The sequence below is a fragment of the Azospirillum palustre genome, from assembly GCF_002573965.1.
In the GTDB taxonomy this organism is placed as follows: domain Bacteria; phylum Pseudomonadota; class Alphaproteobacteria; order Azospirillales; family Azospirillaceae; genus Azospirillum; species Azospirillum palustre.
In genome coordinates this window covers 1-21,682 of record NZ_PDKW01000037.1, presented here as the reverse complement: position 1 = coordinate 21,682, position 21,682 = coordinate 1, and the positions used below count along the sequence as shown (strand labels likewise).

Sequence of the window (21,682 nt, the reverse complement as noted above, 5' to 3'; positions counted from 1 at the left end):
GGAAACGCGCCGATGTCTTCCAGCTTGAACACCGTCAGCCCGTCCGAAGCCTCTCCGCTTCTGCTCCCCGATCTCTTGCAGGCCACGGCCACGGCGCTCGACGCGGTGGCGCAGCTGGCCGAGGCGGCGGAGCGCGGCGTCGCGGCGCTGGTGGCGCCGGATGGGCGCGTGGACGCCGCCCTGCTCGACCGCCACCAGGTTGCGGCGCATGGCTTCGCCTGGGTGGCGACCTATGCCGCGGCATTGCGCCAGATGCGGGGCTGGGCGGAACGGCTGGACCATGCCGGCCGGCTGGGCGAACTGGAAGCGGCCATGCTCCAGGCGGCGTTCGGCGAGTATCTGGCCCAGCTCGACGGCGGTCTGGCGATGAGTCAGGGCGAGATCGTCCGCCCCGCCGATTTCGGGCTGGGCGAGGCGGAGCGGGACGCCTTCCGCACCGAGGCGGTGCGCCGGCTGATCGCCGCCGGCAACGCGTCGGCCCTGCGGCTGCGCATCGCCGAGCTGCTGACCGATGCGCTGCATGGCGGCGGCTTCGGCGATGCCGCCCTGGAGGACGAGGCGCTGGACATGGTCCGCGACCAGTTCCGCCGTTTCGTCGCCGACGCGGTGGAGCCGCATGCCCATGACTGGCATCTGAAGGACGAGCTGATCCCGCTTCCCGTCATCGAGCGGATGGCGGACATGGGGGTGTTCGGCCTGACCGTGCCGGAGGAGGACGGCGGGCTGGGCATGGGCAAGCTCGCCATGTGCGTGGTGACGGAGGAGCTGTCGCGCGGGTACATCGGCGTCGGTTCCCTTGGCACCCGCGCGGAGATCGCGGCCGAACTGATCCGCATGGGCGGCACCGCCGAACAGCGGGCGCGCTGGCTGCCGCGCATCGCGTCGGGCGAGATCCTGCCGACCGCCGTGTTCACCGAGCCCAACACCGGTTCCGACCTGGGCAGCCTGCGCACCCGCGCGGTGCCGGACGGCGACCTCTATCGCGTCACCGGGGCGAAGACCTGGATCACCCATGGCAGCCGGTCGGACCTGATGACGCTGCTGGTGCGCACCGATCCGGACGCCCCCGGCTATCGCGGCCTGTCGATGCTGCTGGCCGAGAAGCCGCGCGGCACCGAGGCGGACCCCTTCCCGGCCGAGGGGATGAGCGGCGGCGAGATCCCGGTGCTGGGCTATCGCGGCATGAAGGAATACGAAATCGGCTTCGACGGCTTCGCCGTCCCCCGCGAAAACCTGCTGGGCGGTGTCGAGGGGCAGGGCTTCAAGCAGTTGATGGCGACCTTCGAATCCGCCCGCGTGCAGACCGCCGCCCGCGCGGTCGGCGTGGCGCAGAACGCCATGGAGCTTGGCCTGCGCTATGCCCAGGAGCGCGTCCAGTTCGGCCGTCCGCTCGCCGCCTTCCCGCGCGTCGCCGGCAAGCTGGCCTGGATGGCGGTGGAAACGATGATCGCCCGCCAGTTGACCTATTTCGCCGCGCGGGAGAAGGACAGCGACCGCCGTTGCGACATCGAGGCCGGCATGGCGAAGCTGCTCGCCGCGCGCGTCGCCTGGTCGAACGCCGACAACTCGGTGCAGATCCATGGCGGCAACGGCTACGCCGTCGAATATCCGGTCAGCCGGGTGCTGTGTGACGCCCGTATCCTGAACATCTTCGAAGGTGCTGCGGAAATCCAGGCCCAGGTGGTCGCCCGTGGATTGCTGTCGCGCCGCAATTGAGGGGTGCCGGCCGGGCGGAACTGACCTGTCGCGACCACGCTTGTATCATACCGGCGTATTCGCTATCCGACGGGGAGGACTGAAAGAACGAGGCCGCCCGCGATGGAACTTCTGGAACTGCGCTATTTCGTTCAGGTGGCTGACCTTGGCAGCTTCTCCAAGGCCTCGGTCAAGCTGGGCATCACGCAGCCGGCGCTGAGCCGGCAGGTCCAGAAGCTGGAGCACGAGCTGCGCACCAGCCTGTTCTACCGTCACGGCCGCGGCGTCTCGCTGACCCAGCAGGGGCGCAAGCTCTACGACGTGGTGCGTCACCTGCTGGGCGCGCTCAGCGAGATCAAGGAGGAGATCCAGGACCAGTCGGAGCGGCTGACCGGGACCGTCACGCTGGGGCTGCCGCCGTCGATCTGCGCCACGCTGGGCGCTCCGCTGGCCCGCCGCTTCCACGAGAACTATCCCGACGCGACCCTGCGCATCCACGAGGTGTTCAGCGGCACGCTGCTGGAATGGGTGGAGGGCGGGCGGCTGGACCTCGCCGTCCTTTACGACGCGCGGCGCGGACGCAGCATGCTGTCGTCTCCCCTGCTGGTGGAAAGCTTGCAACTGGTCCAGTCGGCCAAGGACGCGGCGGCCGGCGACGACGGGCCGGTCGGGGTCGAGAGGCTGGCCGACCTGCATTTCGTGCTGCCCGGCCTGGAAAACGGCCTGCGCCGGGTGGTGGATGCGGCGGTGCGCCGGGCCGACATCGATCTTCAGGTCGATATGGAGATCGACTCCGTTACCGCCATCAAGCAGCTGGTGGAGGAGGGAATGGGATCGACCATCCTTCCCTTCGGCGCCGTCCACCGCGAGGTGCGCCAGGGCCGGCTGATCGCGCGCGAGATCACGTCGAAGGACATGCATGCCATGCTGGTCACCGCGACGCCGCTGCATCAGCCGGTGTCGAAGGCGACCCGTGCCCTGCTGCGGCTGATCCATGTCGAGGTCGTCAAATGCGTCGCCAACGGCGTGCTCAAGGGCAAGGTCGTCGCGCCCGGCAGTGCCGGGGAGGACAGCGCGCTTTGACGAAAGCTGGGGCCGTGCTCCGCCCCATTATGCTTTGGCTGCTGATAGCAGTTATGACGGATGGTCCATAGCACGGCCGGTTCAGCGCGGATAGCCTCCCCCCATCACCACAGAATTCCCTGGGGAAGGAACCGAGAATGACGAAGCGCCTGGACGGCAAGGTTGCCCTGATCACCGGGGCGGCGCAGGGCCTGGGCCTTGCGATGGCCGAAACCTTCGTGCGCGAGGGCGCCCGCGTGGCGGTCGTCGACATCAACGGCGACGCCGCCCATGCGGTGGCGGAGCGGCTGGGCGAGGCCGCCATCGGCATTGCCGCCAACGTCACCAAAACCGCCGATGTCGAGATGACCATCGCCGCGACGGTCGAGAAATTCGGGCGTCTCGACATCCTGGTGAACAATGCCGGCTCCACCCACGCCAACGGCCCGTTCGAAAACGTGACCGAAGAGGAGTTCGACCGCGTCTTCGCCCTGAACGTCAAGTCGATCTACCTCTATTCCAAGGCGGTGGTCGCGACGATGCGGGCGCAGAAGTCCGGCGTGATCCTCAATCTCGGCTCCACCGCCGGGCTGCGTCCGCGTCCGGGCCTGGTCTGGTACAACGCCACGAAGGGCGCGGTGCACAACATCACCCAGTCGCTCGCGCTGGAACTGGCGCCCGACAACATCCGCGTCTGCGCGCTGGCTCCTGTCGCCACCGAAACGCCGCTGCTCGCCACCTTCATGGGTGGCGACACCCCGGAGAAGCGGGCGCGCATGCTGGGCATCGTTCCGCTCGGCCGCCTGGGTCAGCCCTCCGACGTCGCCAACGCCGCGCTGTATCTCGCCTCCGACGAGGCGGCCTTCATCACCGGCGTGGTGCTGGAGGTAGACGGCGGCCGCTGCGTCTGAGGACGGGCCGTGCAAGGCCGGGGTGCGCCTGCGCCCCGGCCTTGCCGGCTCCTGCCGCCCCTCTGCATCCACCCCCCTAGCGGAATCCATCCCCCATGTCCTCGCTCCTTTCCGATCTGCGCATCGTCGAAGTCTCGGCCTTCGTCGCGGCTCCGCTGGGCGGCATGACCCTGGCCCAGCTGGGTGCGGAGGTGATCCGCATCGACCCCATCGGCGGCAACATCGATTACCGCCGCTGGCCGCTGGCGCCCAACGGCACCAGCCTCTACTGGACGGCCCTGAACAAGGCGAAACGGTCGGTCACCCTGGCGCTCGACAGGCCGGAGGGGCGGGAGATCGCCCAGGCCATCATCACCGCGTCGGGCGAGGATGCCGGCTTCCTGCTGACCAACCTGCCGGCCAGCGGCTGGATGGGCTATGAGGCGCTGTCCGCCAGGCGCGACGACCTGATCATGCTGCGGCTGACCGGCAATCCGGACGGATCCGCCGCGGTGGATAACACCGTCAATTGCGCCGGCGGATTCCCGATGGCGACCGGCAGGGGAGGGGAGCCGGTGAACCATGTCCTGCCGGCCTGGGACGTGGCGGCCGGCCTCTATCTCGCCACCGGGCTGCTGGCGGCGGACCGGCAGCGGCGCCGCACCGGCCGGGGGCAGGAGGTGACGGTGGCGCTGGCCGACGTGATGCTGGCGACCGTCGGCAATCTCGGCTACCTCGCCGACGTCCGGGTGAACGGCGCCGTGCGCCCGCCGATTGGCAACGACCTGTACGGCGCCTATGGCCGCGACTTCCCCACCGCCGATGGGCGGCGCGCGATGGTCGTCGCCATTTCCAACCGCCAGTGGAAGGCGCTCGGCAAGGCGACCGGGCTGGCCGACCGGCTGGCGATGATCGGACCGCTGATGGGCGTGGACATGGATGACGAAGGCGGGCGCTTCCAGGCCCGCGATGCGATCTCCGCCGTGCTCGCCCCCTGGTTCGCCGCGCGCACGCTGTCAGAGGTGGAAGGCGCGTTCGCCGGCTCGGGCGTGCTGTGGGGGCCCTACCGCGATTTCGGCCAGCTCGTCGCCGAGGATGCGCGCTGTTCCACCGCCAACCCGCTGTTCCGCGAGATCGACCAGCCCGGCGTCGGACCGCTGCTGGTTCCCGGATCGCCGCTCGGCTTTCCCGGCATGGGCGAGCGCACCGACCATCGCCCGGCCCCCGGCCTGGGGCAGGACACCGACGCGGTGCTGGCCGACCTGCTGGGGCTGCCGTCGGCGGAGATCGGCCGCCTTCACGATGCCGGCATCGCCGGATAAGGCGATCTGGCGGGTCCCGTCCGGCGAGGCCGCAACGGTTCACTCGGCAAGGTGCGAGCCCGCAGCCGTTCCGATCGTCAGAGTCGCGGACATGCCGACACGGATGCGTTGTTTCTGCGCGTCGGACAGGGGCGGCAGCGCCACGCGAACGGCGAAGGATGCGCCGGTCGACGCCGCCCCGTCACCGGCCGTCGCCTGCTGCGCGACCCAGGCGACCCGTCCGGACAGCCGACTGGCTGGAAAGGCTTCGCCGGTCACCTCGACCGGCTGACCGACGCGCAGGCTGTTGATGTCCATCTCGTCGACCTGCGCCGTGACCGCCAGGCTGTCCATCTCGGCAATCAGGAACAGGCTTTGGTTCTGGGACAGCCCGGCCCCGACCTCGACCGCGGCAACACCGGACGCATTGGCGGAAGAGGCTGTCGGCGCCTTCATGACCATGCCGGAGGCCGGAGCCCTCACCACCGCACGCTCGACTTGCCGGCGCAGATCCTCGACCTTCGCCAGGGCGCCCGCATGCTCCAGTTCAGCCATGCGGACGGCGTCGCGCCCGCCCCTCTTCGCGGTGGTGGCCAGCTCCTCTTCCGCCGCCTGACGGTTGAGCGCCTGTGCTTCGGCCTGCCTGAGCAGATCCTCATACTCCTGCCGCGGAATGATGCCCTGGGCAATCAGGGGCTTGGCATCCTGCACACGGCGTTGCGCCTGCTCGGCCTCCCGCCGCGCGGCGGCCACCTGACGCTGCGCACGCGCCATCTCCGCGCCGGTCGCCCAGTTCCTGACCTCGTCCAGATGCTGGGCGGTCTTGAGACGGGCAGTCTCCGCGTCGCGCGCGCGCATATCCATATCGAAGCCGTCGATGACCAGCAGGACCTGACCGGCTTCGACCTGCTGGCCATACTCGAACCGCTTTTCCGTCACCGATCCGGCGAAGGGGGCCACCACCGTCACCGTGCGGCCCGGTTCGACCGTTCCGGCCACCGATAGGACAGGAAGGGACAGGACGGGACGCTGCCCGGCCATCTCCGGTTCACCCTCCGGACGCATCGGCGCGGCCCGGTCGGCCGGGACGCGGCTTGCCGAAAGCATTGCCTGCGCATCGTCGAACCAGGACGGGCCGCTCAGGGCCAGGCCGGCGCACAGGGCGCCGCCGCAGAACCACGCCAGCCTGTCCAGGGCCCGCCGCCGCGATCCGCCGGCCGCCGGTCGCGGTGCCTGCACGCTCATCGACCCGCTCCTTGCACTCTTCTCGACCGCATCGGCGTTCACTCCCCGCGCAACGCCGCGACCGGCTCCAGGCGGGACGCCTGCATCGCCGGGTAAAGCCCGAAGAACAGCCCCACTCCGCTGGACATGCCGAGCCCCAGCGGCAGCGACGGGACGGACGGCGCGAACGCCCACCCCGCATTCCAGGCATAGACCGCCGCCGCCGCGAGGCCCAGGAGGGCGCCCGCCATCCCACCGCTGAGCGAGAGCGCCAGCGCTTCGGCCAGAAACATCGCGCAGACATCGATGGGCCGGGCGCCCAGGGCCATGCGCAAGCCGATTTCGCGCCGCCGCTCGACCACGCCCATCAGCATCACATTCATCACGCCGACCCCGCCGACGATCAGCGACACGCCGCCGATGGCGGCCAGCAGCAGGGTGTGAACCCGCGCCTGATCGCTCATGGCGGCGATCAGCTGGCGGGCGCTCTGCACCATGACCGGGCGGGGATGGGCGCCGGCGGAGAAATGACCGGCCATCGACTGCCGCACGTCCTGATCGGCGGCAATCGACATCTTGCGGACCACGAGATTGGTGATGTCGCTGTTGGCCGACACCCGCCGCGCGCCGGACAGCGGCACGAAGGCCGTGCTGTCGACATCCAGCGGCAACACCGGGTTCGGCGTGCTGTCGGCGAGAACGCCGACCACCGTATGGTTGTATCCACCCATCCGCAGCAGGGCACCCGGTACCGGGGGGTGGCCGTCTTCCGTCAGCCGGCGGGCCAGCCCGGCCCCGAGAACGACGACGGTCGCGGCACGGTCCCCCTCGGTCAGCGTCCGGCCCTGCGCGGCTTTGGCCTGGACCAGCGCAAAGAACTCCGGCGTGACGCCGGCGACGGCGCTGGGCAGGCGGGTGCGCCCCTGGCGGATCTCAACCCCCAGCATCGCCAGCGGCGCGACCTTCTCGACGCCGGGAAGCGCCCGCAGCCGGTCGACATCGGCGCGGTTCAGGGCCGCCGGCCGGCTGGACAGGCTGAAATCCTTCTGGACCGTCAGGATGTCCGCCCCCATGGCAAGGAACTGGCGCATGGAGTGTTCCCTGGCATTCTCGCCGATGGAGATCAGGGCGACCACGGCCGCCGTTCCGATGGCGATGCCGAGCAGGGCCAGGAGCGAGCGCTGCCGCATCGCCCCGAGGTTGCGCAACGCGTCCGCCGCCAGAGCCCGCCACCGGCGCCCGCCGCTTTCCCCGTCATCTATCGGCCTCACGCGCCTCATGGGACGGCCCCGGACGCCGCGCCGTCCAGCCGTCCGTCCCGCATCACCAATCGACGCCCGCAACGCGCCGCGATGGCGGGATCATGGGTGACGAGCGCCACGGTCACCCCCAGATCGGCGTTCAGGGCGAAGAACAGGTCGATGATCTGGCGCGCGGTGGCGCTGTCCAGATTTCCCGTCGGCTCGTCGGCCAGCAGCAGGGCGGGATCGCCGACCACCGCGCGGGCAACGGCGACGCGCTGGCGCTGGCCCCCCGACATCTCCTCCGGCCGGTGATGCAGCCGGTCGCCCAGCCCGACCCGCTCCAGCATCGCCGCCGCACGGTCGCGGCCCAGGCGCGGCGGCACGCCGCGGTACAGGAACGGCAGGGCGACATTCTCCAACGCCGTCAGCCGGGGCAGCAGATGGAAGGACTGGAAGACGAAGCCGATGCGGCGGTTGCGCAGTGCCGCCAGCCGGTCCGCCGAGGCCGCCCCGACCTCCTCCCCCTCGAAGCGGAGCCGCCCGGAATCCGGACGGTCCAGCAGACCCATCAGCGAGAGAAGCGTCGATTTTCCCGACCCCGAAGCCCCGACGATGGCGCAGACCTCGCCCTGCCGGATGTCCAGCGACACGTCGCGCAGCACCTGCACCGCACCTGCCGCGTGGCCATGGCTCTTATGCACGCCGTCGAGAGCGAGGATGGTCATGCGTCGCCTCACGGACCGGCGGCGGGCGTGTCGGCGGACGGCAGGGCGGGCGACGGTGCGGGCGACACCAGCCGGAGGGAGACCCCCGCCTCGCCGGTGGGGCGGGCATAGGCCGCCAGCGGCAGACCGTCGGCGGAAGCCGCCAGTGCCGGCGCCGCGATGTCCGGCGCCGCGACGGGGGGAAGTGCTGTCTCGGGCGGCGCGCAGCAGCCGGCCGCCAGCGTGCACAGCAACGCCGGGAGCAGCGCCGGGAGCAACGCCGGCCTGGGCCGGAGGGCGGGGATGGGGGCGCGCATCATGGCGGCGGATCGTTCAGCTGGATGCCCCAGGTGTCGATGGTGGTGCCGACCTGCAGGTCCAGCAGGACGAGCGCATCGAGATAGGCCACCAGCGCCGCCAGCTCGCCGCTTTCGGCGGAGCGCAGCTGGTCCTGGAACGACACGACCTGGAAATTGCTCGACCGTCCGGCGCGCAGCTTGGCCATCTCGCCGGCCAGCGTCCGTTCACCCAGTTCCCGCACCTGCCGGCTGAGCGTGTATTGGCGCCACATGGCGTCGACCGTCCGCACCCCGTCGCGCACCTGCTGATCGACCTGGGCGCGCAGCTGTTCCAGTACGACCTCGTTCTGCCGCAGGCCGACGCTGGCCTGGACCTCCTGCTGTTTCAGGGACAGGTCGTTGATGGGAATGTTGAGCTGAAGCCCGGCCCGCAGGTCGGTCTTGGTGGCGGGCAGCTTTTCCGACGCCCGCCAGCCGCTGCGCCCGGCTCCCGGCACGCTCACCCCGGCGACCACCGAAACGTCCCACAGCCGTTGATTGCGGGCGACATCCAGCCCGATGCGCGCGCTTTCGATGGCGATCAGCTGCGACAGGTAATCCGGGCGGTTGTCGAAGGCCAGCGCCCTCACCTCGTTCACGTCGATCCGCACCGGCTTCGCCGTCAGCCGGTCGGCGGGAACGATCCGCGTGTCGAGATCGAGCGCCAGCAGCGCCAGCAGTGCGAGCCGCGCGGCATCGAACGCGCTTTGCGCCTGCAACAGCGCCAGTTCCTGGGCCGCGGTGGTCGCCTGGGCCTGGAACAGCTCGACCGCCGCCATCCGTCCGGCGGCGATCAGGGCCCGGTTGGTCGCCTCCAGATCGCGGGCGCGTTGCAGGGCGCCGTCGGCCAGGGCGATCTGCTGGCGGGTTTGAACGAACTGGTGATAGGCGCGGGCGATGTCGGTCACGGTGTTGGCGACCGCGGTCTTCAGGCGAAGCCGGTTGTAGCGCTCCTGCAACCGCGCGATGCGCACCGGGGCCATCGTGGTGTCGTAGCCGGCGCCCTTCAGCAGCGGTTGGATGACCGACAGGGTGAGCGCCGACTCCCCCTGCGACAGCCCCTCGTTCGGTTGCCGCCTGCTGCTCTGCCGCAGGTCCCAGCCGAACGCGATGATTGTTCCCAGCGGCGTCAGCGTTTGCACCGTCGGCGCCAGGTCGATGGCGACCCCGCGGCTGCCGCCGGTGCGGTCGGCATCGATGGTGGACAGCAGATTTCCGCGGGGGGTGAAGGCGGATTCCGCGACATGCAGGTTGTAGGCGTCGAGAACCCGTTGCAGATAAGCCGCCCGGACCCCGTTGTTCCGCCGCAGTCCGAGATAGACCGCCTCAGGCAGGGTCAGGCGCAGTTCGGGACCGGTTGCCGGCGGCGGCGGTCCGGAGCCGTCATGGGCATAGCGGGGTTGCGGAGCCATCTGCGCGTGTGCGCCCTCCGTACCGCCAACGGCGGTTCCCAGAGCCAGGGCGACCACCATGCAGCGTATGATCGCAGGACATGCGTTCATGGCACTCGGAACCGCAATGGAAACACCTTTGATACAACCATAACTGTCCATATCATACGCAATGTGCCATGGACAGGAAAAGGGCGGGCGGCACGCGCGACGATGCCGATCCTCGCCACCTGTTTCGGGCCTTGGAGGTGGACATCCGTCCTGCCGGCTGGCTTCTTCCCTCCGGCCGGGCCGTGTTCAGGTCTTCAGATCGACGGGCTTGTATGAGGGCGGAGGCGACGCTTTGTCGGCGGTCTGGGTGGAGGACTTGTCGGCGGAGGGATCGGTGAGGGAGGACGCCAGCCAATGTGCAGGGCCATTCGCCCCCGATTGGTCGCGCCCGGTCACGCCATTCAGCAGCCGCTCGGCAAGCTGCGCCGCATCCTCGCTCCGCGCCTTCATGCGGTCAAACCGCGTGCCACCGCCAGACGCCGGAGAGGACGCATCGCCCTTCTCCCCCCGAAGCTCTCTCTGCTGAGCTTCGTAGGCCGCTTTGGATTCCTTTATGCCTTGAACGAATTTTTCGTATTGTTCTGGCGGAAGATTTTCTTTTACATATTTAAGCTCTTCTTCTTCTGTCATTTTCCCAGATTTTGTGCCGACTGAGTCATTCATCTTACCTACGGTCGATACAAACTGATCGATATCATCTCCACTGTCGGCGACGTTACTGCCACCTTCGCCGCCACCAACTTGAACGCTTTTATCTGTTGTCTCCAGGCGATAGGATAAGGCATAGCCAGATTTTCCATTCAAGTCAGTTCCAAAATCTGACGTGATGTTTACGGAAATTTCGCCATCGGCAGACCTGAAGTCTGCTTTGAATCCCGCGACGCTTCCGGTTTCCTCGATTTTCTTCTTGGCGGCAGCGGCGGTGTGTTCCATGAATTTCTTCAAAGCGGAACCGCCCGCAAGCGTGACGTTGGGGCCGTTATAATCCGTGATCGCTCCAGCCATTTTCGGCACTCCGTCAGCGGGATGATAGGCCTACACCATCGCGTGAGGTGCGACCGATGCCTGTTGTGTCGAGGGGTAAGCGAAGAGAGTGGATGTGTTCAGGCACCGTTGCCGAACGAATAATGTTGTTTACAGAGTCAGGTCTTCAGATCGACAGGCTTGTAGGAAGGCGGGGGCGACGCCTCGTCCGCGGTCCGGACGGAGGATTTGTCAGTGGCAGGATCGGTGAGCGAGGAAGCCAGCCAGTGTGCGGTACGATTCGCCTCCGACTGGTCGCGCCCGGTCACGCCCTTCAGCAGCCTTTCGGCCAGTTGCGCCCCGTCCTCGCTCCGTGCCTTCATGCGGTCAAGCCGCGTGCCGTTATCAAGCGCCGGTGAAGACGCATCACTTTTTTCCCCACGCAACTCTCTCTGCTGAGCTTCGTAGGCCGCTTTGGATTCCTTTAAACCTTGAACGACCTTTTCATATTGCTCCGGCGTAAAATTCTCTTTCACAAAATTCAAATGTTCTTCTTCTGTCATTTTAACCGATTGTGCGGCCGACACGTCATTCATATCGGTCATCATTGAACGAAATCGCTCAATATCTTCGTTATTGGCGGTAACTCCGGTTACTCCTTCTCCGTGAGCAATCCGAGTGCCATTCTCGCTCGTATCCATTTCATAGGATAGGCCATAACCCGATTGACCATCAGGCCCCACCATCAACTTCGAGGTGATCTTGACCGATATATCCCCAGTTGCCGATGTAAATCCTGTCTTAAATCCCTCAAGACTTCCGTCGGCAGCTATTTTCTTCTTTGCCTCGGAAACCGATTTCTCCATAAAATTTTGAAGATCCTTCCCGCCAACCATAGTAAAATTGGGAGCGTTGAATTTTCCAATTCCAACCATTTTCTACTACTCCCTTATGTTGGGCGGTTGATGGCGCTAATAAATACTCATCAGTGCAATCTAATTTTATTGATCATGGTAATCCACGATCTAGAAATTAAATTAAAAACGCTGAATCAAATTTATTAGCGCCAAAGATTTTAACGGATGGTGAATACGATGGCGCCCGTGCAGGTGGGTGAAGGCTGCTGGCTGACACTTGGGGTAGGACATTGAGCGGTCACGCCAAGCGGTGTAGCGAAAGCCGTCAGCGTCCCGCAGAGCGGACCGTTCTTAACCTGCTGCCCCGGCCGCGACCACGAGAAGCTGCAAGTCTTCCCGCCCCCCGACACGGTCAAGACGCCGCTGTCCGGCTGACCGGAGGAAAAGCTGGATGTGCCCGTTCCCGAGGCACCGTTGTTGATCGAGCTCGGCAGGCCGATGCTGGTCCCCGACACCGTGACGGTTTGGCCGGACAGATTCTGCACGACGACACCTGTGGTTCCCGCCAGAGCCGGCATGGCGAACAGCAGGGAGGCCGCAAAGCCCATTGCTCCGGCAAATTTGGCTGACATTAAAATTCCTCCAGTTTTTGGTCTCAATGCCCAAGACATCTCGGAATGGTGGTGACATAGGCAGAAGACAACACCTATATAGAGCAATTCTATGCCGCAAGACAATGCGTGAAGGTAGAAAAATAGAATTCAATAAATCCTTAGATAGCGAATTTAGTATTTCTGCTCCCGTCATCCACAGGGTCTGTTGCAAGGTTTGCCGGTAGGCACGGGATGATGGTTGCGGGCATCCCGTGAGGTCCGACACCGATTGGCTTCCTCCAGCGCCCAGCCATTCCGCCGCCTGCCGGCAGGCCTCGCAACAGAGCCGGAACGCGTACCCGGACGTCGGTGTGGTGCTTGCGGGACGAAGGACGCTGCCCTCCCGGCACCGGCCCGGACGCCTCCGGCACGGCCATGGCCTCACCGTTTCGTCGCCATCCTGCTTTGGGCTGCCGTTGCCTATGCAGACTGCGACGCCGAATCCGGGTAATGTCCGCCCAGCGTCTCCGACAGGCGGCTGCCGGCGGCCAGCAGCAGGGGCGCCATCACCGCCACCCGCTCCCCGGTGAAGCGGGTCAGCGGTCCCGACAGGGTCAACGCGCCGACCAGCCCGTCCCGTTGTGAAAAGACCGGCACGGCGGCGGCCCCGGTCTCGGACTCGCGCTCGCCGAAGGAGAGCAGTGGCAAGGCGGCGAAGTCGGCCGCCGATCCCTGCCCGGCGAAGCGGGTGAGCACATGGCCGGCGGCACCCCGGTCCAGAGGCAGGCGGTCGCCTTCATGAACATGATCGCGGATCGCCTGCGTCGAATCCTCGCGGAAGGCGCAGATGCGCCACGCCCCTTCGCGCCGGAAGAAGGAGGCGCTTTCCCCGCTCTCCCGCATCAGCTGGCGCAGCACCGGCCGGACATGGTCCTCCAGCCGCAGCGAGCGCTGGTAGAGACCCCCCAGCCGCATCAGCTCCGGGCCGAGCCGGTAGGACTTGTCCTGGTGGCGGACGAGATAGCCGGCCCTTTCCAGCGACACGGTCAGCCGCAGGATGGTGCTCTTGTAGAGTCCGGTGCGCGCCGCGATCTCGGTCAGGCTCAATGCATGATCGCCCGCCTGAAAGCAGCCGACAATGCTCAATGCCCGGTCGACGGACTCAACTCCCCCGGCGGATGCGGCGGTCGTGGTCGGCTTCGCATCGGTCATGTCGCACCCTTCATTGGCAGCTTCGGCGTGCATTCTTCCTCGACACCGCCATCGGCCGTCAAGGACGGCCCGAACAAGTCCCGGGCGTGAGAAAAGTGCGGGGGCAAATGGTTCAGGCTTGACGCAATTTGCCTTCGTATGTTCTCTTAGATGAAACACAGTTCTATCTAACAGAACTTTTGCGAGGCGAAGGGTGGAACGCTACAAGCTGTTCATCGACGGGGACTGGTGCGATCCGGTTTCCAACGAGTGGTTCGAGACGACGGAGCCCTTTTCGGGGCGGGCCTGGGCGGAGATCCCGCGCGGCACGCAGGCCGATGCCGACCGCGCGGTGGAGGCGGCGCACCGCGCCTTCCTGTCGCCGGACTGGGCCGGGCTGACGGCGACCCAGCGCGGCGCGCTGCTGCGCCGGCTGGCCGGGCTGATCGAGGACAATGTCGACCGGCTGGGCGCCATCGAGCAGCGCGACAACGGCAAGCTGATGGCCGAGGTCAGCGGGCAGGTGCGGAACGTCGCCCAATGGTTCCATTACTATGCCGGGCTGGCCGACAAGGTTCAGGGCGCCGTCGTGCCGATCAACAAGGCCGACGTCTTCAACTATGTGAAGTATGAGCCGCTCGGCGTCGTCGTCGCCATCACGCCGTGGAATTCGCCGCTGGCGCTGACCACCTGGAAGATGGCTCCGGCGCTGGCGGCCGGGAACACCCTCGTCATCAAGCCGTCGGAATACACCTCCGCCTCCATCCTGGAGCTGGCGAAGCTGGCGCATGAGGCGGGTTTCCCGCGCGGCGTCGTCAACGTCGTCACCGGCTTCGGCGGGGAAGTGGGCGAGCCGCTGGTGCGCCATCCCCTGACCGCCAAGATCGCCTTCACCGGCGGCGACATCGGCGGTCAGCGCGTCAACGAGGCCGCGGCGCCGGGCCTGAAGAAGGTGACGCTGGAACTGGGCGGCAAGTCGCCGAACATCGTCTTCGACGACGCCGACCTCGACCAGGCGGTGAAGGGCGCCATCTCCGGCGTGTTCGGCGCCTCGGGCCAGACCTGTATGGCGGGCTCGCGCCTGCTGGTCCAGAAGACCATCCACGACGCCTTCGTCGGCAAGCTGGTCGCGGCGGCGGGCGAGGCGCGCATCGGCGACCCGTCCAGCATGGACACGCAGGTCGGCCCCATCGCCACCCGTCCGCAATGGGAGAAGATCCTGCGGATGATCGACATGGCGAAGCAGGAAGGCGCGGTCTGTGCGCTCGGCGGCCATGCCCTGTCGGGGCCGGACTACGGCCAGGGGCAGTTCGTGGCGCCGACCATCTTCACCCAGGTGCGCAACGACATGCGCATCGCCCAGGAGGAGGTGTTCGGCCCGGTCCTCTGCGTCATCCCCTTCGAGGACGAGGACGATGCGCTGCGCATCGCCAACGACGTCGAGTTCGGTTTGGCGGCCGGCGTGTGGACCCGCGACCTGCACCGGGCGATGTACTGCGTCGACCGGCTGCGGGCGGGGACGGTGTGGGTGAACAATTACCGCTCGACCAGCTTCACCACGCCCTTCGGCGGCTACAAGCGCTCCGGCCTCGGCCGTGAAGGGGGCGTGGAGGCGATCAAGGAGTATCTCCAGACCAAGTCCGTCTGGATCACCACGAAACCCAACCGCGCCAACCCCTTCGTGCTCGGCTGAGGCCGGGCCTGCGAAGGGAGTTCTCCGGGAGCATTCCCATGTCCGAAGCGACCATCGACAGCGCCGCCGGCTGGTGGCGGACGTCGATCATCGACATCCATCCGGGTTCGATTCGGGTGCGCGGCTATGCCATAGAGGAGTTGATCGGCACGATCGGCTTCCCCGACATGGTCTGGCTGATGCTGCGCGGCGAGTTGCCGGCACCGGCGCAGGGCCGGCTGCTGGGCGCCGCGCTGGTGGCGGCGGTGGATCACGGGCCGCAGGCGCCATCCATCGCCACCGCCCGCATGGCCGCCACCTGCGGCGTCGGGCTGAACAACGCCATGGCGTCCGGCATCAACGCGCTGGGCGACGTCCATGGCGGCGCCGGCCAGCAATGCATGGACCTCTACGCCGCCATCGCCGCCCGCATGGCCAATCACGGGGCGGGCGGCATGTCCGTGGCCGGGGCGGCGGATGAGGAAATCGCCGCCCGGCTGGAGCGGCGCGAGCATATCCCCGGCTTCGGCCACCGCTTCCATCCCGTCGATCCGCGCGCCGGCCGGCTGCTGGCCCTGGTGGAGACGGCGACGGGGGAGGGGGCCGTGACGGGAGAGGCTGCCGCCATCGGCCGCGCGGTGGAGGATGCGCTGGCCGCGCGCAAGGGCAGGCGGCTTCCGATGAACATCGACGGTGCCACCGCCGTGGTGTTCGCCGAACTCGGCTTCCCGTCCGGGCTCGGGCGCGGGCTGTTCGTGCTGTCGCGCTCGGTCGGCATCCTGGCCCACGCCTGGGAGCAGTCGCAGCAGGGCGGCCGCATCAAGGGGCCGATGCCGCCGTCCATCCCCTATCGCTATGACGGGGCGTCGCCGCGTCCGGTTCCAACAGAGATTCCGGGAGACGGAGCATGACCGACCGATCCCCCGCCGATGCCCTTGCCAAGCCGCTCCCCCTGGCCGGCGTCAAGGTCGTCGATTTCGGCCATACCGTGATGGGGCCATCCTGCGCCATGATCCTCGCCGACCTCGGCGCCGACGTGGTGAAGGTCGAGCCGGTGCCCAACGGCGAGCCGACCCGCCATCTGAAGGGCTTCGGCACCGGCTATTTCGGCTATTTCAACCGCAACAAACGCTCCATCGCCGTCGATTTGAAGACGCCGGAGGGCCGCGACATCGCCCATCGTCTCGTTGCCGAGGCCGACGTGCTGGTGGAGAATTTCGCCCCCGGCACGATGGAGCGGCTGGGGCTGGGCGCCGACGCGCTGGCCCGCGTCAATCCGCGCCTGATCTACGCCAGCCTGAAGGGATTCCTCGACGGCCCCTATGCCGGCCGCCTCGCGCTCGACGAGGTGGTGCAGATGATGACCGGGCTCGCCTACATGACCGGGCCGAGCGGCCGGCCGTTGCGCGCCGGCACCTCGGTCGTGGACATCACCGGCGGCATGTTCGCCGTCATCGCCATCCTGGTGGCGCTGCGCGAGCGGGAACGGATCGGCAAGGGCCAGACCGTCGAGACCGCCCTGTTCGAAACAACGGTGTTCCTGATGGGGCAGCATCTCTGCTACGCCGCCCAGGCGGACGGGCCGATCCCGCCGATGCCGGAGCGGGTGTCGGCCTGGGCGGTCTACGAGACCTTCCGTACTGCCGACGGGCGGCCGATCTTCGTCGGCATCACCACCGACAGCCATTGGGAGCGCTTCTGCGCCGTCATCGACCGGCCGGACCTGCGCGACGATCCCGCGTTCCGCACCAACAACGACCGCATCGCCGCCCGGCCGCGCCTGCTGCCGCTGCTGACGGCGCTGTTCGGCAGCCTGTCGATGGAGGAGGCGGTGTCGGTGTGCGAGCGCGCCCGCATTCCCTTCGCGCCCATCGCCCGGCCGGAGGATTTGTTCGAGGATCCGCACCTGCGGGCCACCGGCGGGCTGATGCCGACCACCCTGCCGAACGGGGTGCGGACCGCCCTGCCGCGGCTGCCGATCCATGTGGCGGACAGCGATCTTACGATCCGCCGCGACCCGCCGCGCGTCGGACAGGACACCTGCGCGGTGCTGGCCGAACTCGGCTACGGTCCGGCGGCGATCGAACAGCTGACGGGGGCCGGAATCGTCGTGGCCGATAAGGAACCCGACGGCAACCGGCAGCGCCTTGCCGGATGATGCGGGCCGGATGATGCGGGACAGGTCTGGAGACGAAGGAAATGACGGAGGAAACACGGATGTCTGAGCACCCCATCGGCGATTTGGCCATCAGCGATCTGGTCATCGTCGGCTGCGGCATCGCCGGGCTTTCGGCGGCGGTGACGGCGCTGCAGGCCGGCCTGTCGGTCACCCTGCTGGAGCGGGCGCCCGAGGAGGATTTCGGCGGCAACTCGCGCTGGACCGAAGCCTATATGCGGATGAAGAACGATTCGGAGATCTCCGACGATTTCGAGGAGCATTTCGCCGCCAATGCCGGGCTGAACATCGACCCCAACGTGCTGGCCGCCGCCGCCGAACCGTACGAGCATTGGCCGGACTATGTGAAGGCCCACCCCTTCCCCGATCCGGAAGTGATCTCCCGCTTCGCCGAGCGGGTGCCGCCGACCATCGCCTGGCTGAAGGGCTTCGGCCTGCGCTTCGAACCGCAGCCGATCTATCTGCTGACCCAGAACACCCAGCGCATCGCGGCGCAGGGCGGCGGTCTCGCCCTGATCGAACGCCTGATGGCGGAGGCGAAGGCGCTGGGCGCCCGCGTGCTCTACCGCACCACGGCGCTCGACCTGCTGCGTGACGACCGGGGCCGCATCGGCGGCGTTCATGCCACCGGGACGGACGGGCTGCGCGTCGCCATCCGCGGCCGGTCGACCATCCTGGCGTCGGGCGGCTATCAGGGCAACCCGGAGATGATGACCCGCTACATGGGCCAGCGCGCCAAACATGTGCGGCCGGTGGCGCGCGGCGGCTACTACAATCGTGGCGAGGGCATCCGCATGGCGCTCGACGCCGGGGCGGCGGCGGCCGGCGATTTCGGTTCCTACCATGCAGAACCGGTCGACCCGCGCTCCCGCCAGCCGGAAGCGGTGATCTTCATCTGGCCCTATGGCGTGCTGGTCAACAAGCGCGGCGAACGCTTCCTCGACGAGGCGCCGGGCACCGCAGACGCCACCTACGACCACATCACCCGCATCGTTGCCGACCAGCCCGACGGGATCGCCTATGTGCTGTTCGACGATCAGGTGGAGGACATTCCGCGCTGGCGCACCAGCATCCGCAGCGACGTGCCGGCCATCGAGGCGCCGACGCTCGACGCGCTGGTCGAAAAGCTGGGCCTGCCGCCGGACGCCACGCTGGCGACGGTCGCCGCCTACAACGCCGCCTGTCCCGCCGACGCGGCCCGCTTCGACCCGACGCGGGTGGACGGTCTGGCGACCACCGGCCTGACCCCGGCCAAGACCAACTGGGCGCGCCCGCTGACCAAGGGTCCGTTCCGCGCCTTCCCCATCGTCTCGGCCAATTGCTTCACCTTCGGCGGATTGAAGGTGGATGCCGATGCCCGCGTGCTGGACGGCAACGGCCGGCCGATGCCGGGACTCTATGCGGCGGGCGAGACGGTCGGCCTCTATCACCAGGTCTATACCGGCTCGACCTCGGTCCTGCGCGGCGCGGTGTTCGGCCGGCTGGCCGCCCAGCATGCGGCGGCCTCCAGCGACGCCGATTGATCATCCATAACGCTGGCGATCCATAAAAATTCCCTAGGGAGGACCTGATGAACCGTTACGCCGTAACGGCGGCTGTCGCCGCCTGCCTGTTCGCCCACAGCCTGTCCCAGCCGGCGCTCGCGCAGAGCGCCGCCTACAGCGACGGCAAGATCAAGATCGGCATCCTGACCGATCTGTCGGGCCAGCTGTCCGACAGCACCGGTCAGGGGTCGATCGCCGCGGCGCAAATGGCGGTGGAGGATTTCGGCGGCGCCGTCAACGGCACGCCCGTCGAGCTGATCTTCGCCGACCATCAGAACAAGGCCGACGTCGGCGCCTCGACGGCGCGGCGCTGGTACGACGTCGATCAGGTCGACGCCATCATGGACGTGCCGAACTCCGCCGTGGCGCTGGCGGTGCAGCAGATCACCAAGGAGAAGAACCGCGTCGCCATCTTCTCCTCGCCGGCCAGCTCCGACCTGACCGGCAAGGCCTGCACGCCGAACGGCATCCACTGGACTTACGACACCTATGCGCTGGCCCATGTGACCGGCGAAGCGGTGGTGGCCTCGGGCTTCGACAGCTGGTACTTCCTGACCTCCGACTATGCCTTCGGCCATGCGCTGGAGCGTGACACCGGCGCCGTCGTCGAAAGCCAGAAGGGCAAGGTGGTGGGAAGCGTGCGGATGCCGGCGAACAATGCCGACTTCTCCTCCTTCCTGCTCCAGGCCCAGGCGTCGCCGGCCAAGGTCGTGGCGCTCGCCACCGCCGGGGCCGACACCCAGAACGCCATCAAGCAGGCGGCGGAATTCGGGCTCGGCCAGTCGGGCAAGAACATCGTGGCGCTGCTGCTCGCCATCAGCGAGGTCCATGCGCTGGGCCTGCCGGCGACCCAGGGCATCATGCTGACGACGCCCTTCTACTGGGACATGGACGACGGGACGCGCGCCTTCTCCAAGCGCTTCTTCGAGAAGCGCAAGGCGATGCCGACCTTCTACCAGGCCGGCGTCTACGGCGCGGTCAGCCATTACCTGAAGGCGATCAAGGCCGCCGGGACCGATGCCGCTCCCACCGTCATGAAGACGATGAAGGAAACGCCGGTGAACGACTTCATGACGAAGAACGGCACGGTGCGCGAGGACGGCCGGGTGCTGCGCGACATGTATCTCTTCCAGGTCAAGACCCCGGCCGAGTCCAAGTCGTCCTGGGACTATTACAAGCTGGTCCGCAGCGTTCCCGCCGACCGTGCCTTCCGGCCGCTGTCGGAAAGCGACTGCCCTCTGGTCAAGAAGATGTAGGCGTTCCCCCACAGGGCTTCGCTCCCGGCGATGCATAACCGATGGTAATGCCCCGCTTACATATAGGAAGTTGAGCCGGAGGGCTGATTGCTTAGGATTCGCACCGAATTCGCCGCATCACCCCCGGCGGCGGCGCCTCCCACCCCTTACCGGACAGCATGACGATGGAGCGGATATCGGCCGCCGAAACCAGCCTGAGCGGGGGCGACCCGGCGACGGGTGAGATGGTGATGCGTGGGCATCGACTGCCCGATCTGATCGCCCGTCCCTATGAGGAGGTGGTGGCGATCCTGTGGGATGCGGAGATCCCGGCACGGATGAGCCCGGATGCCCTGGCTGCGGCGAGATGCGACGCCTTTGCGCGGCTCTCTCCCCGCTTCGCGGCGATGCCGTCCGATCTCACCGTGATCGAATGTCAGCGCTTCCTGCTGGCCTCGCTGCCGGGGGCCGCGATGACGCCGACGATGCTGGTGGCGGGCGCCGCCGTTGCCGCCGCTTCGGCCATCCGGCTGGTTCGTGGACAGGCCCCGGTGGCGCCGGACCGCTCCTTGCCGCATGCCGCCGATCTGCTGCGCATGATCCATGATGCCGCAGTCGGCGAGGCGGAGACGCGGGCGCTCGACCGTTATCTGGTCGCGATGGTCGATCACGGCGTGAACGCCTCGACCTTCACCGCCCGCGTGGTCGCCTCGACCGGGGGCAGCCTGTCGGCTGCCGCGTTGGCGGCGCTGGGCGCGCTGGAAGGGCCGCTGCATGGCGGGGCGCCGGGGTTGGTCCTCGACATGCTGGATGCCATCGGCGAGGCGGATCATGCGGAAGGCTGGGTGACGGCGGCGCTCGACCGCGGGGAGCGGCTGATGGGCTTCGGGTCGCGGGCCTATCACATCCGCGATCCTCGCGCGGACATCATGAAAGACAGCCTCCTGGCGCTCCAGCGGTCCGGCGCGAGCCGGGTAGCAGAGGGTCGGCTCGCCTTTGCCGAAGCCGTCGAGCGGACGGTTCTTTCGGTGATGGCGGCGCGCCGTCCCGAGCGGACCCTGCACACCAATGTGGAATTTTACGCCGCCCTGCTGCTGGAAGCGCTCGGTGTGCCGCGTGCGGGCTTCACACCCCTCTTCGCCGCCAGCCGTGCTGCCGGATGGGCGGCGCATGTGCGTGAACAGGAGCGGACCGGACGCATGTTGCGACCGACGTCACGCTATGTCGGTCCGCTGCCGGCCGGCCGACCCAAGACCGGAAGAGGACAGGAATGACCACCGGACCCACCGACGACATCATCCTGGAAGCGCGTGGTCTGACGAAGGAATTCAAGGGGTTCGTGGCGGTTCGGGATGTGAACCTCCAGGTTCGCCGCGGCACCATCCATGCGCTGATCGGCCCGAACGGCGCCGGCAAGAGCACGGTGTTCAACCTGCTGACCAAGTTCCTGACGCCGACCCGCGGCCAGATCCTCTACAAGGGCCGCGACATCACCCGCACCAAGCCGGCCGACATCGCATGCAAGGGGCTGGTCCGCTCCTTCCAGATCTC

General features: G+C 67.6%; 20 protein-coding genes. 11 read left to right on the top strand and 9 right to left on the bottom strand.

The window, feature by feature from the left end:
• Positions 1–12 precede the first annotated feature (12 nt).
• The 4 genes from CRT60_RS01980 to CRT60_RS01965 all read left to right on the top strand — a co-directional run bounded on the left by CRT60_RS01980 (position 13) and on the right by CRT60_RS01965 (position 4,969).
• Positions 13–1,716, top strand: a complete 1,704-nt coding sequence (locus tag CRT60_RS01980; RefSeq protein WP_098734785.1) for an acyl-CoA dehydrogenase family protein — start codon at positions 13–15, stop codon at positions 1,714–1,716.
• 102 nt (positions 1,717–1,818) lie between these two features.
• Entirely contained in the window at positions 1,819–2,778 is a 960-nt protein-coding gene (locus CRT60_RS01975; RefSeq protein ID WP_098734784.1) for a LysR family transcriptional regulator, read from the top strand.
• 137 nt (positions 2,779–2,915) lie between these two features.
• Positions 2,916–3,668 carry a glucose 1-dehydrogenase gene (locus CRT60_RS01970; RefSeq protein WP_098734783.1) on the top strand — a complete coding sequence of 251 codons (753 nt, stop codon included), beginning with the start codon at positions 2,916–2,918 and terminating at the stop codon, positions 3,666–3,668.
• A gap of 95 nt (positions 3,669–3,763) precedes the next feature.
• Positions 3,764–4,969, top strand: a complete 1,206-nt coding sequence (locus CRT60_RS01965) for a CoA transferase (RefSeq protein ID WP_098734782.1) — start codon at positions 3,764–3,766, stop codon at positions 4,967–4,969.
• Positions 4,970–5,008: 39 nt separating this feature from the next.
• Here the strand turns inward: CRT60_RS01965 and CRT60_RS01960 are convergent, their stop codons facing one another.
• The 9 genes from CRT60_RS01960 to CRT60_RS01920 all read right to left on the bottom strand — a co-directional run bounded on the left by CRT60_RS01960 (position 5,009) and on the right by CRT60_RS01920 (position 13,525).
• Positions 5,009–6,193: an HlyD family secretion protein gene (locus tag CRT60_RS01960; RefSeq protein ID WP_098734781.1), complete on the bottom strand. Its 1,185-nt coding sequence runs from the start codon at positions 6,191–6,193 to the stop codon at positions 5,009–5,011.
• Between the two features lie 38 nt (positions 6,194–6,231).
• Complete coding sequence (locus CRT60_RS01955) at positions 6,232–7,452, bottom strand: ABC transporter permease (protein WP_098734780.1); 1,221 nt, start codon at positions 7,450–7,452, stop codon at positions 6,232–6,234.
• Positions 7,449–8,141, bottom strand: coding sequence for an ABC transporter ATP-binding protein (locus CRT60_RS01950; protein WP_098734779.1), 693 nt, complete (start codon positions 8,139–8,141; stop codon positions 7,449–7,451). The genes CRT60_RS01955 and CRT60_RS01950 overlap by 4 nt, the downstream gene beginning before the upstream one ends.
• A gap of 8 nt (positions 8,142–8,149) precedes the next feature.
• A complete protein-coding gene (locus tag CRT60_RS01945) occupies positions 8,150–8,440 on the bottom strand; it encodes a hypothetical protein (protein ID WP_098734778.1) in 291 nt (96 codons plus the stop codon).
• Positions 8,437–9,870: a TolC family protein gene (locus CRT60_RS01940; protein ID WP_244592217.1), complete on the bottom strand. Its 1,434-nt coding sequence runs from the start codon at positions 9,868–9,870 to the stop codon at positions 8,437–8,439. The genes CRT60_RS01945 and CRT60_RS01940 overlap by 4 nt, the downstream gene beginning before the upstream one ends.
• A gap of 276 nt (positions 9,871–10,146) precedes the next feature.
• Positions 10,147–10,905: a hypothetical protein gene (locus CRT60_RS01935; RefSeq protein WP_244592216.1), complete on the bottom strand. Its 759-nt coding sequence runs from the start codon at positions 10,903–10,905 to the stop codon at positions 10,147–10,149.
• Between the two features lie 137 nt (positions 10,906–11,042).
• The gene (locus CRT60_RS01930) at positions 11,043–11,798 is read right to left on the bottom strand and encodes a hypothetical protein (RefSeq protein WP_098734776.1); all 756 of its coding nucleotides are present in this window, start codon (positions 11,796–11,798) and stop codon (positions 11,043–11,045) included.
• Between the two features lie 140 nt (positions 11,799–11,938).
• Entirely contained in the window at positions 11,939–12,352 is a 414-nt protein-coding gene (locus CRT60_RS01925) for a hypothetical protein (protein ID WP_143273028.1), read from the bottom strand.
• A 441-nt stretch (positions 12,353–12,793) separates the two neighbouring features.
• Positions 12,794–13,525: an IclR family transcriptional regulator gene (locus CRT60_RS01920; protein WP_161957952.1), complete on the bottom strand. Its 732-nt coding sequence runs from the start codon at positions 13,523–13,525 to the stop codon at positions 12,794–12,796.
• A gap of 193 nt (positions 13,526–13,718) precedes the next feature.
• On the opposite strand from CRT60_RS01920, the gene CRT60_RS01915 reads away from it, so the two are divergent.
• From CRT60_RS01915 to CRT60_RS01885, 7 genes are all read left to right on the top strand, one after another.
• Positions 13,719–15,197 carry an aldehyde dehydrogenase gene (locus CRT60_RS01915; protein WP_098734773.1) on the top strand — a complete coding sequence of 493 codons (1,479 nt, stop codon included), beginning with the start codon at positions 13,719–13,721 and terminating at the stop codon, positions 15,195–15,197.
• 38 nt (positions 15,198–15,235) lie between these two features.
• The gene (locus tag CRT60_RS01910; RefSeq protein ID WP_098734772.1) at positions 15,236–16,087 is read left to right on the top strand and encodes a citryl-CoA lyase; all 852 of its coding nucleotides are present in this window, start codon (positions 15,236–15,238) and stop codon (positions 16,085–16,087) included.
• Positions 16,084–17,334, top strand: coding sequence for a CaiB/BaiF CoA transferase family protein (locus CRT60_RS01905; protein ID WP_098734771.1), 1,251 nt, complete (start codon positions 16,084–16,086; stop codon positions 17,332–17,334). Before CRT60_RS01910 ends, CRT60_RS01905 begins: the two co-directional genes overlap by 4 nt.
• A 59-nt stretch (positions 17,335–17,393) precedes the next feature.
• Positions 17,394–18,875, top strand: a complete 1,482-nt coding sequence (locus CRT60_RS01900; protein ID WP_098734770.1) for an FAD-dependent oxidoreductase — start codon at positions 17,394–17,396, stop codon at positions 18,873–18,875.
• Positions 18,876–18,922: 47 nt separating this feature from the next.
• Positions 18,923–20,152, top strand: coding sequence for an ABC transporter substrate-binding protein (locus CRT60_RS01895; protein WP_098734769.1), 1,230 nt, complete (start codon positions 18,923–18,925; stop codon positions 20,150–20,152).
• 164 nt (positions 20,153–20,316) lie between these two features.
• On the top strand, positions 20,317–21,405 hold the full coding sequence (locus CRT60_RS01890) for a citrate synthase (RefSeq protein ID WP_204561605.1): 1,089 nt from the start codon (positions 20,317–20,319) through the stop codon (positions 21,403–21,405).
• A partial coding sequence (locus tag CRT60_RS01885; RefSeq protein ID WP_143273026.1) for an ATP-binding cassette domain-containing protein occupies positions 21,402–21,682 on the top strand: 281 nt, incomplete at its 3' end. The genes CRT60_RS01890 and CRT60_RS01885, both read left to right, overlap by 4 nt.

Excerpts from the sequence above, each read along its gene's own strand:
- CRT60_RS01940 (WP_244592217.1), bottom strand. The coding sequence starts at position 9,870 with ATGGCTCCGCAACCCCGCTATGCCCATGACGGCTCCGGACCGCCGCCG.
- CRT60_RS01935 (WP_244592216.1), bottom strand. The coding sequence starts at position 10,905 with ATGGCTGGAGCGATCACGGATTATAACGGCCCCAACGTCACGCTTGCG.
- CRT60_RS01930 (WP_098734776.1), bottom strand. The coding sequence starts at position 11,798 with ATGGTTGGAATTGGAAAATTCAACGCTCCCAATTTTACTATGGTTGGC.
- CRT60_RS01900 (WP_098734770.1), top strand. The coding sequence starts at position 17,394 with ATGTCTGAGCACCCCATCGGCGATTTGGCCATCAGCGATCTGGTCATC.
- CRT60_RS01975 (WP_098734784.1), top strand. The coding sequence starts at position 1,819 with ATGGAACTTCTGGAACTGCGCTATTTCGTTCAGGTGGCTGACCTTGGC.
- CRT60_RS01890 (WP_204561605.1), top strand. The coding sequence starts at position 20,317 with ATGGAGCGGATATCGGCCGCCGAAACCAGCCTGAGCGGGGGCGACCCG.
- CRT60_RS01960 (WP_098734781.1), bottom strand. The coding sequence starts at position 6,193 with ATGAGCGTGCAGGCACCGCGACCGGCGGCCGGCGGATCGCGGCGGCGG.
- CRT60_RS01950 (WP_098734779.1), bottom strand. The coding sequence starts at position 8,141 with ATGACCATCCTCGCTCTCGACGGCGTGCATAAGAGCCATGGCCACGCG.
- CRT60_RS01920 (WP_161957952.1), bottom strand. The coding sequence starts at position 13,525 with ATGACCGATGCGAAGCCGACCACGACCGCCGCATCCGCCGGGGGAGTT.
- CRT60_RS01895 (WP_098734769.1), top strand. The coding sequence starts at position 18,923 with ATGAACCGTTACGCCGTAACGGCGGCTGTCGCCGCCTGCCTGTTCGCC.
- CRT60_RS01955 (WP_098734780.1), bottom strand. The coding sequence starts at position 7,452 with ATGAGGCGCGTGAGGCCGATAGATGACGGGGAAAGCGGCGGGCGCCGG.
- CRT60_RS01980 (WP_098734785.1), top strand. The coding sequence starts at position 13 with ATGTCTTCCAGCTTGAACACCGTCAGCCCGTCCGAAGCCTCTCCGCTT.
- CRT60_RS01905 (WP_098734771.1), top strand. The coding sequence starts at position 16,084 with ATGACCGACCGATCCCCCGCCGATGCCCTTGCCAAGCCGCTCCCCCTG.
- CRT60_RS01945 (WP_098734778.1), bottom strand. The coding sequence starts at position 8,440 with ATGATGCGCGCCCCCATCCCCGCCCTCCGGCCCAGGCCGGCGTTGCTC.
- CRT60_RS01910 (WP_098734772.1), top strand. The coding sequence starts at position 15,236 with ATGTCCGAAGCGACCATCGACAGCGCCGCCGGCTGGTGGCGGACGTCG.
- CRT60_RS01965 (WP_098734782.1), top strand. The coding sequence starts at position 3,764 with ATGTCCTCGCTCCTTTCCGATCTGCGCATCGTCGAAGTCTCGGCCTTC.
- CRT60_RS01970 (WP_098734783.1), top strand. The coding sequence starts at position 2,916 with ATGACGAAGCGCCTGGACGGCAAGGTTGCCCTGATCACCGGGGCGGCG.
- CRT60_RS01925 (WP_143273028.1), bottom strand. The coding sequence starts at position 12,352 with ATGTCAGCCAAATTTGCCGGAGCAATGGGCTTTGCGGCCTCCCTGCTG.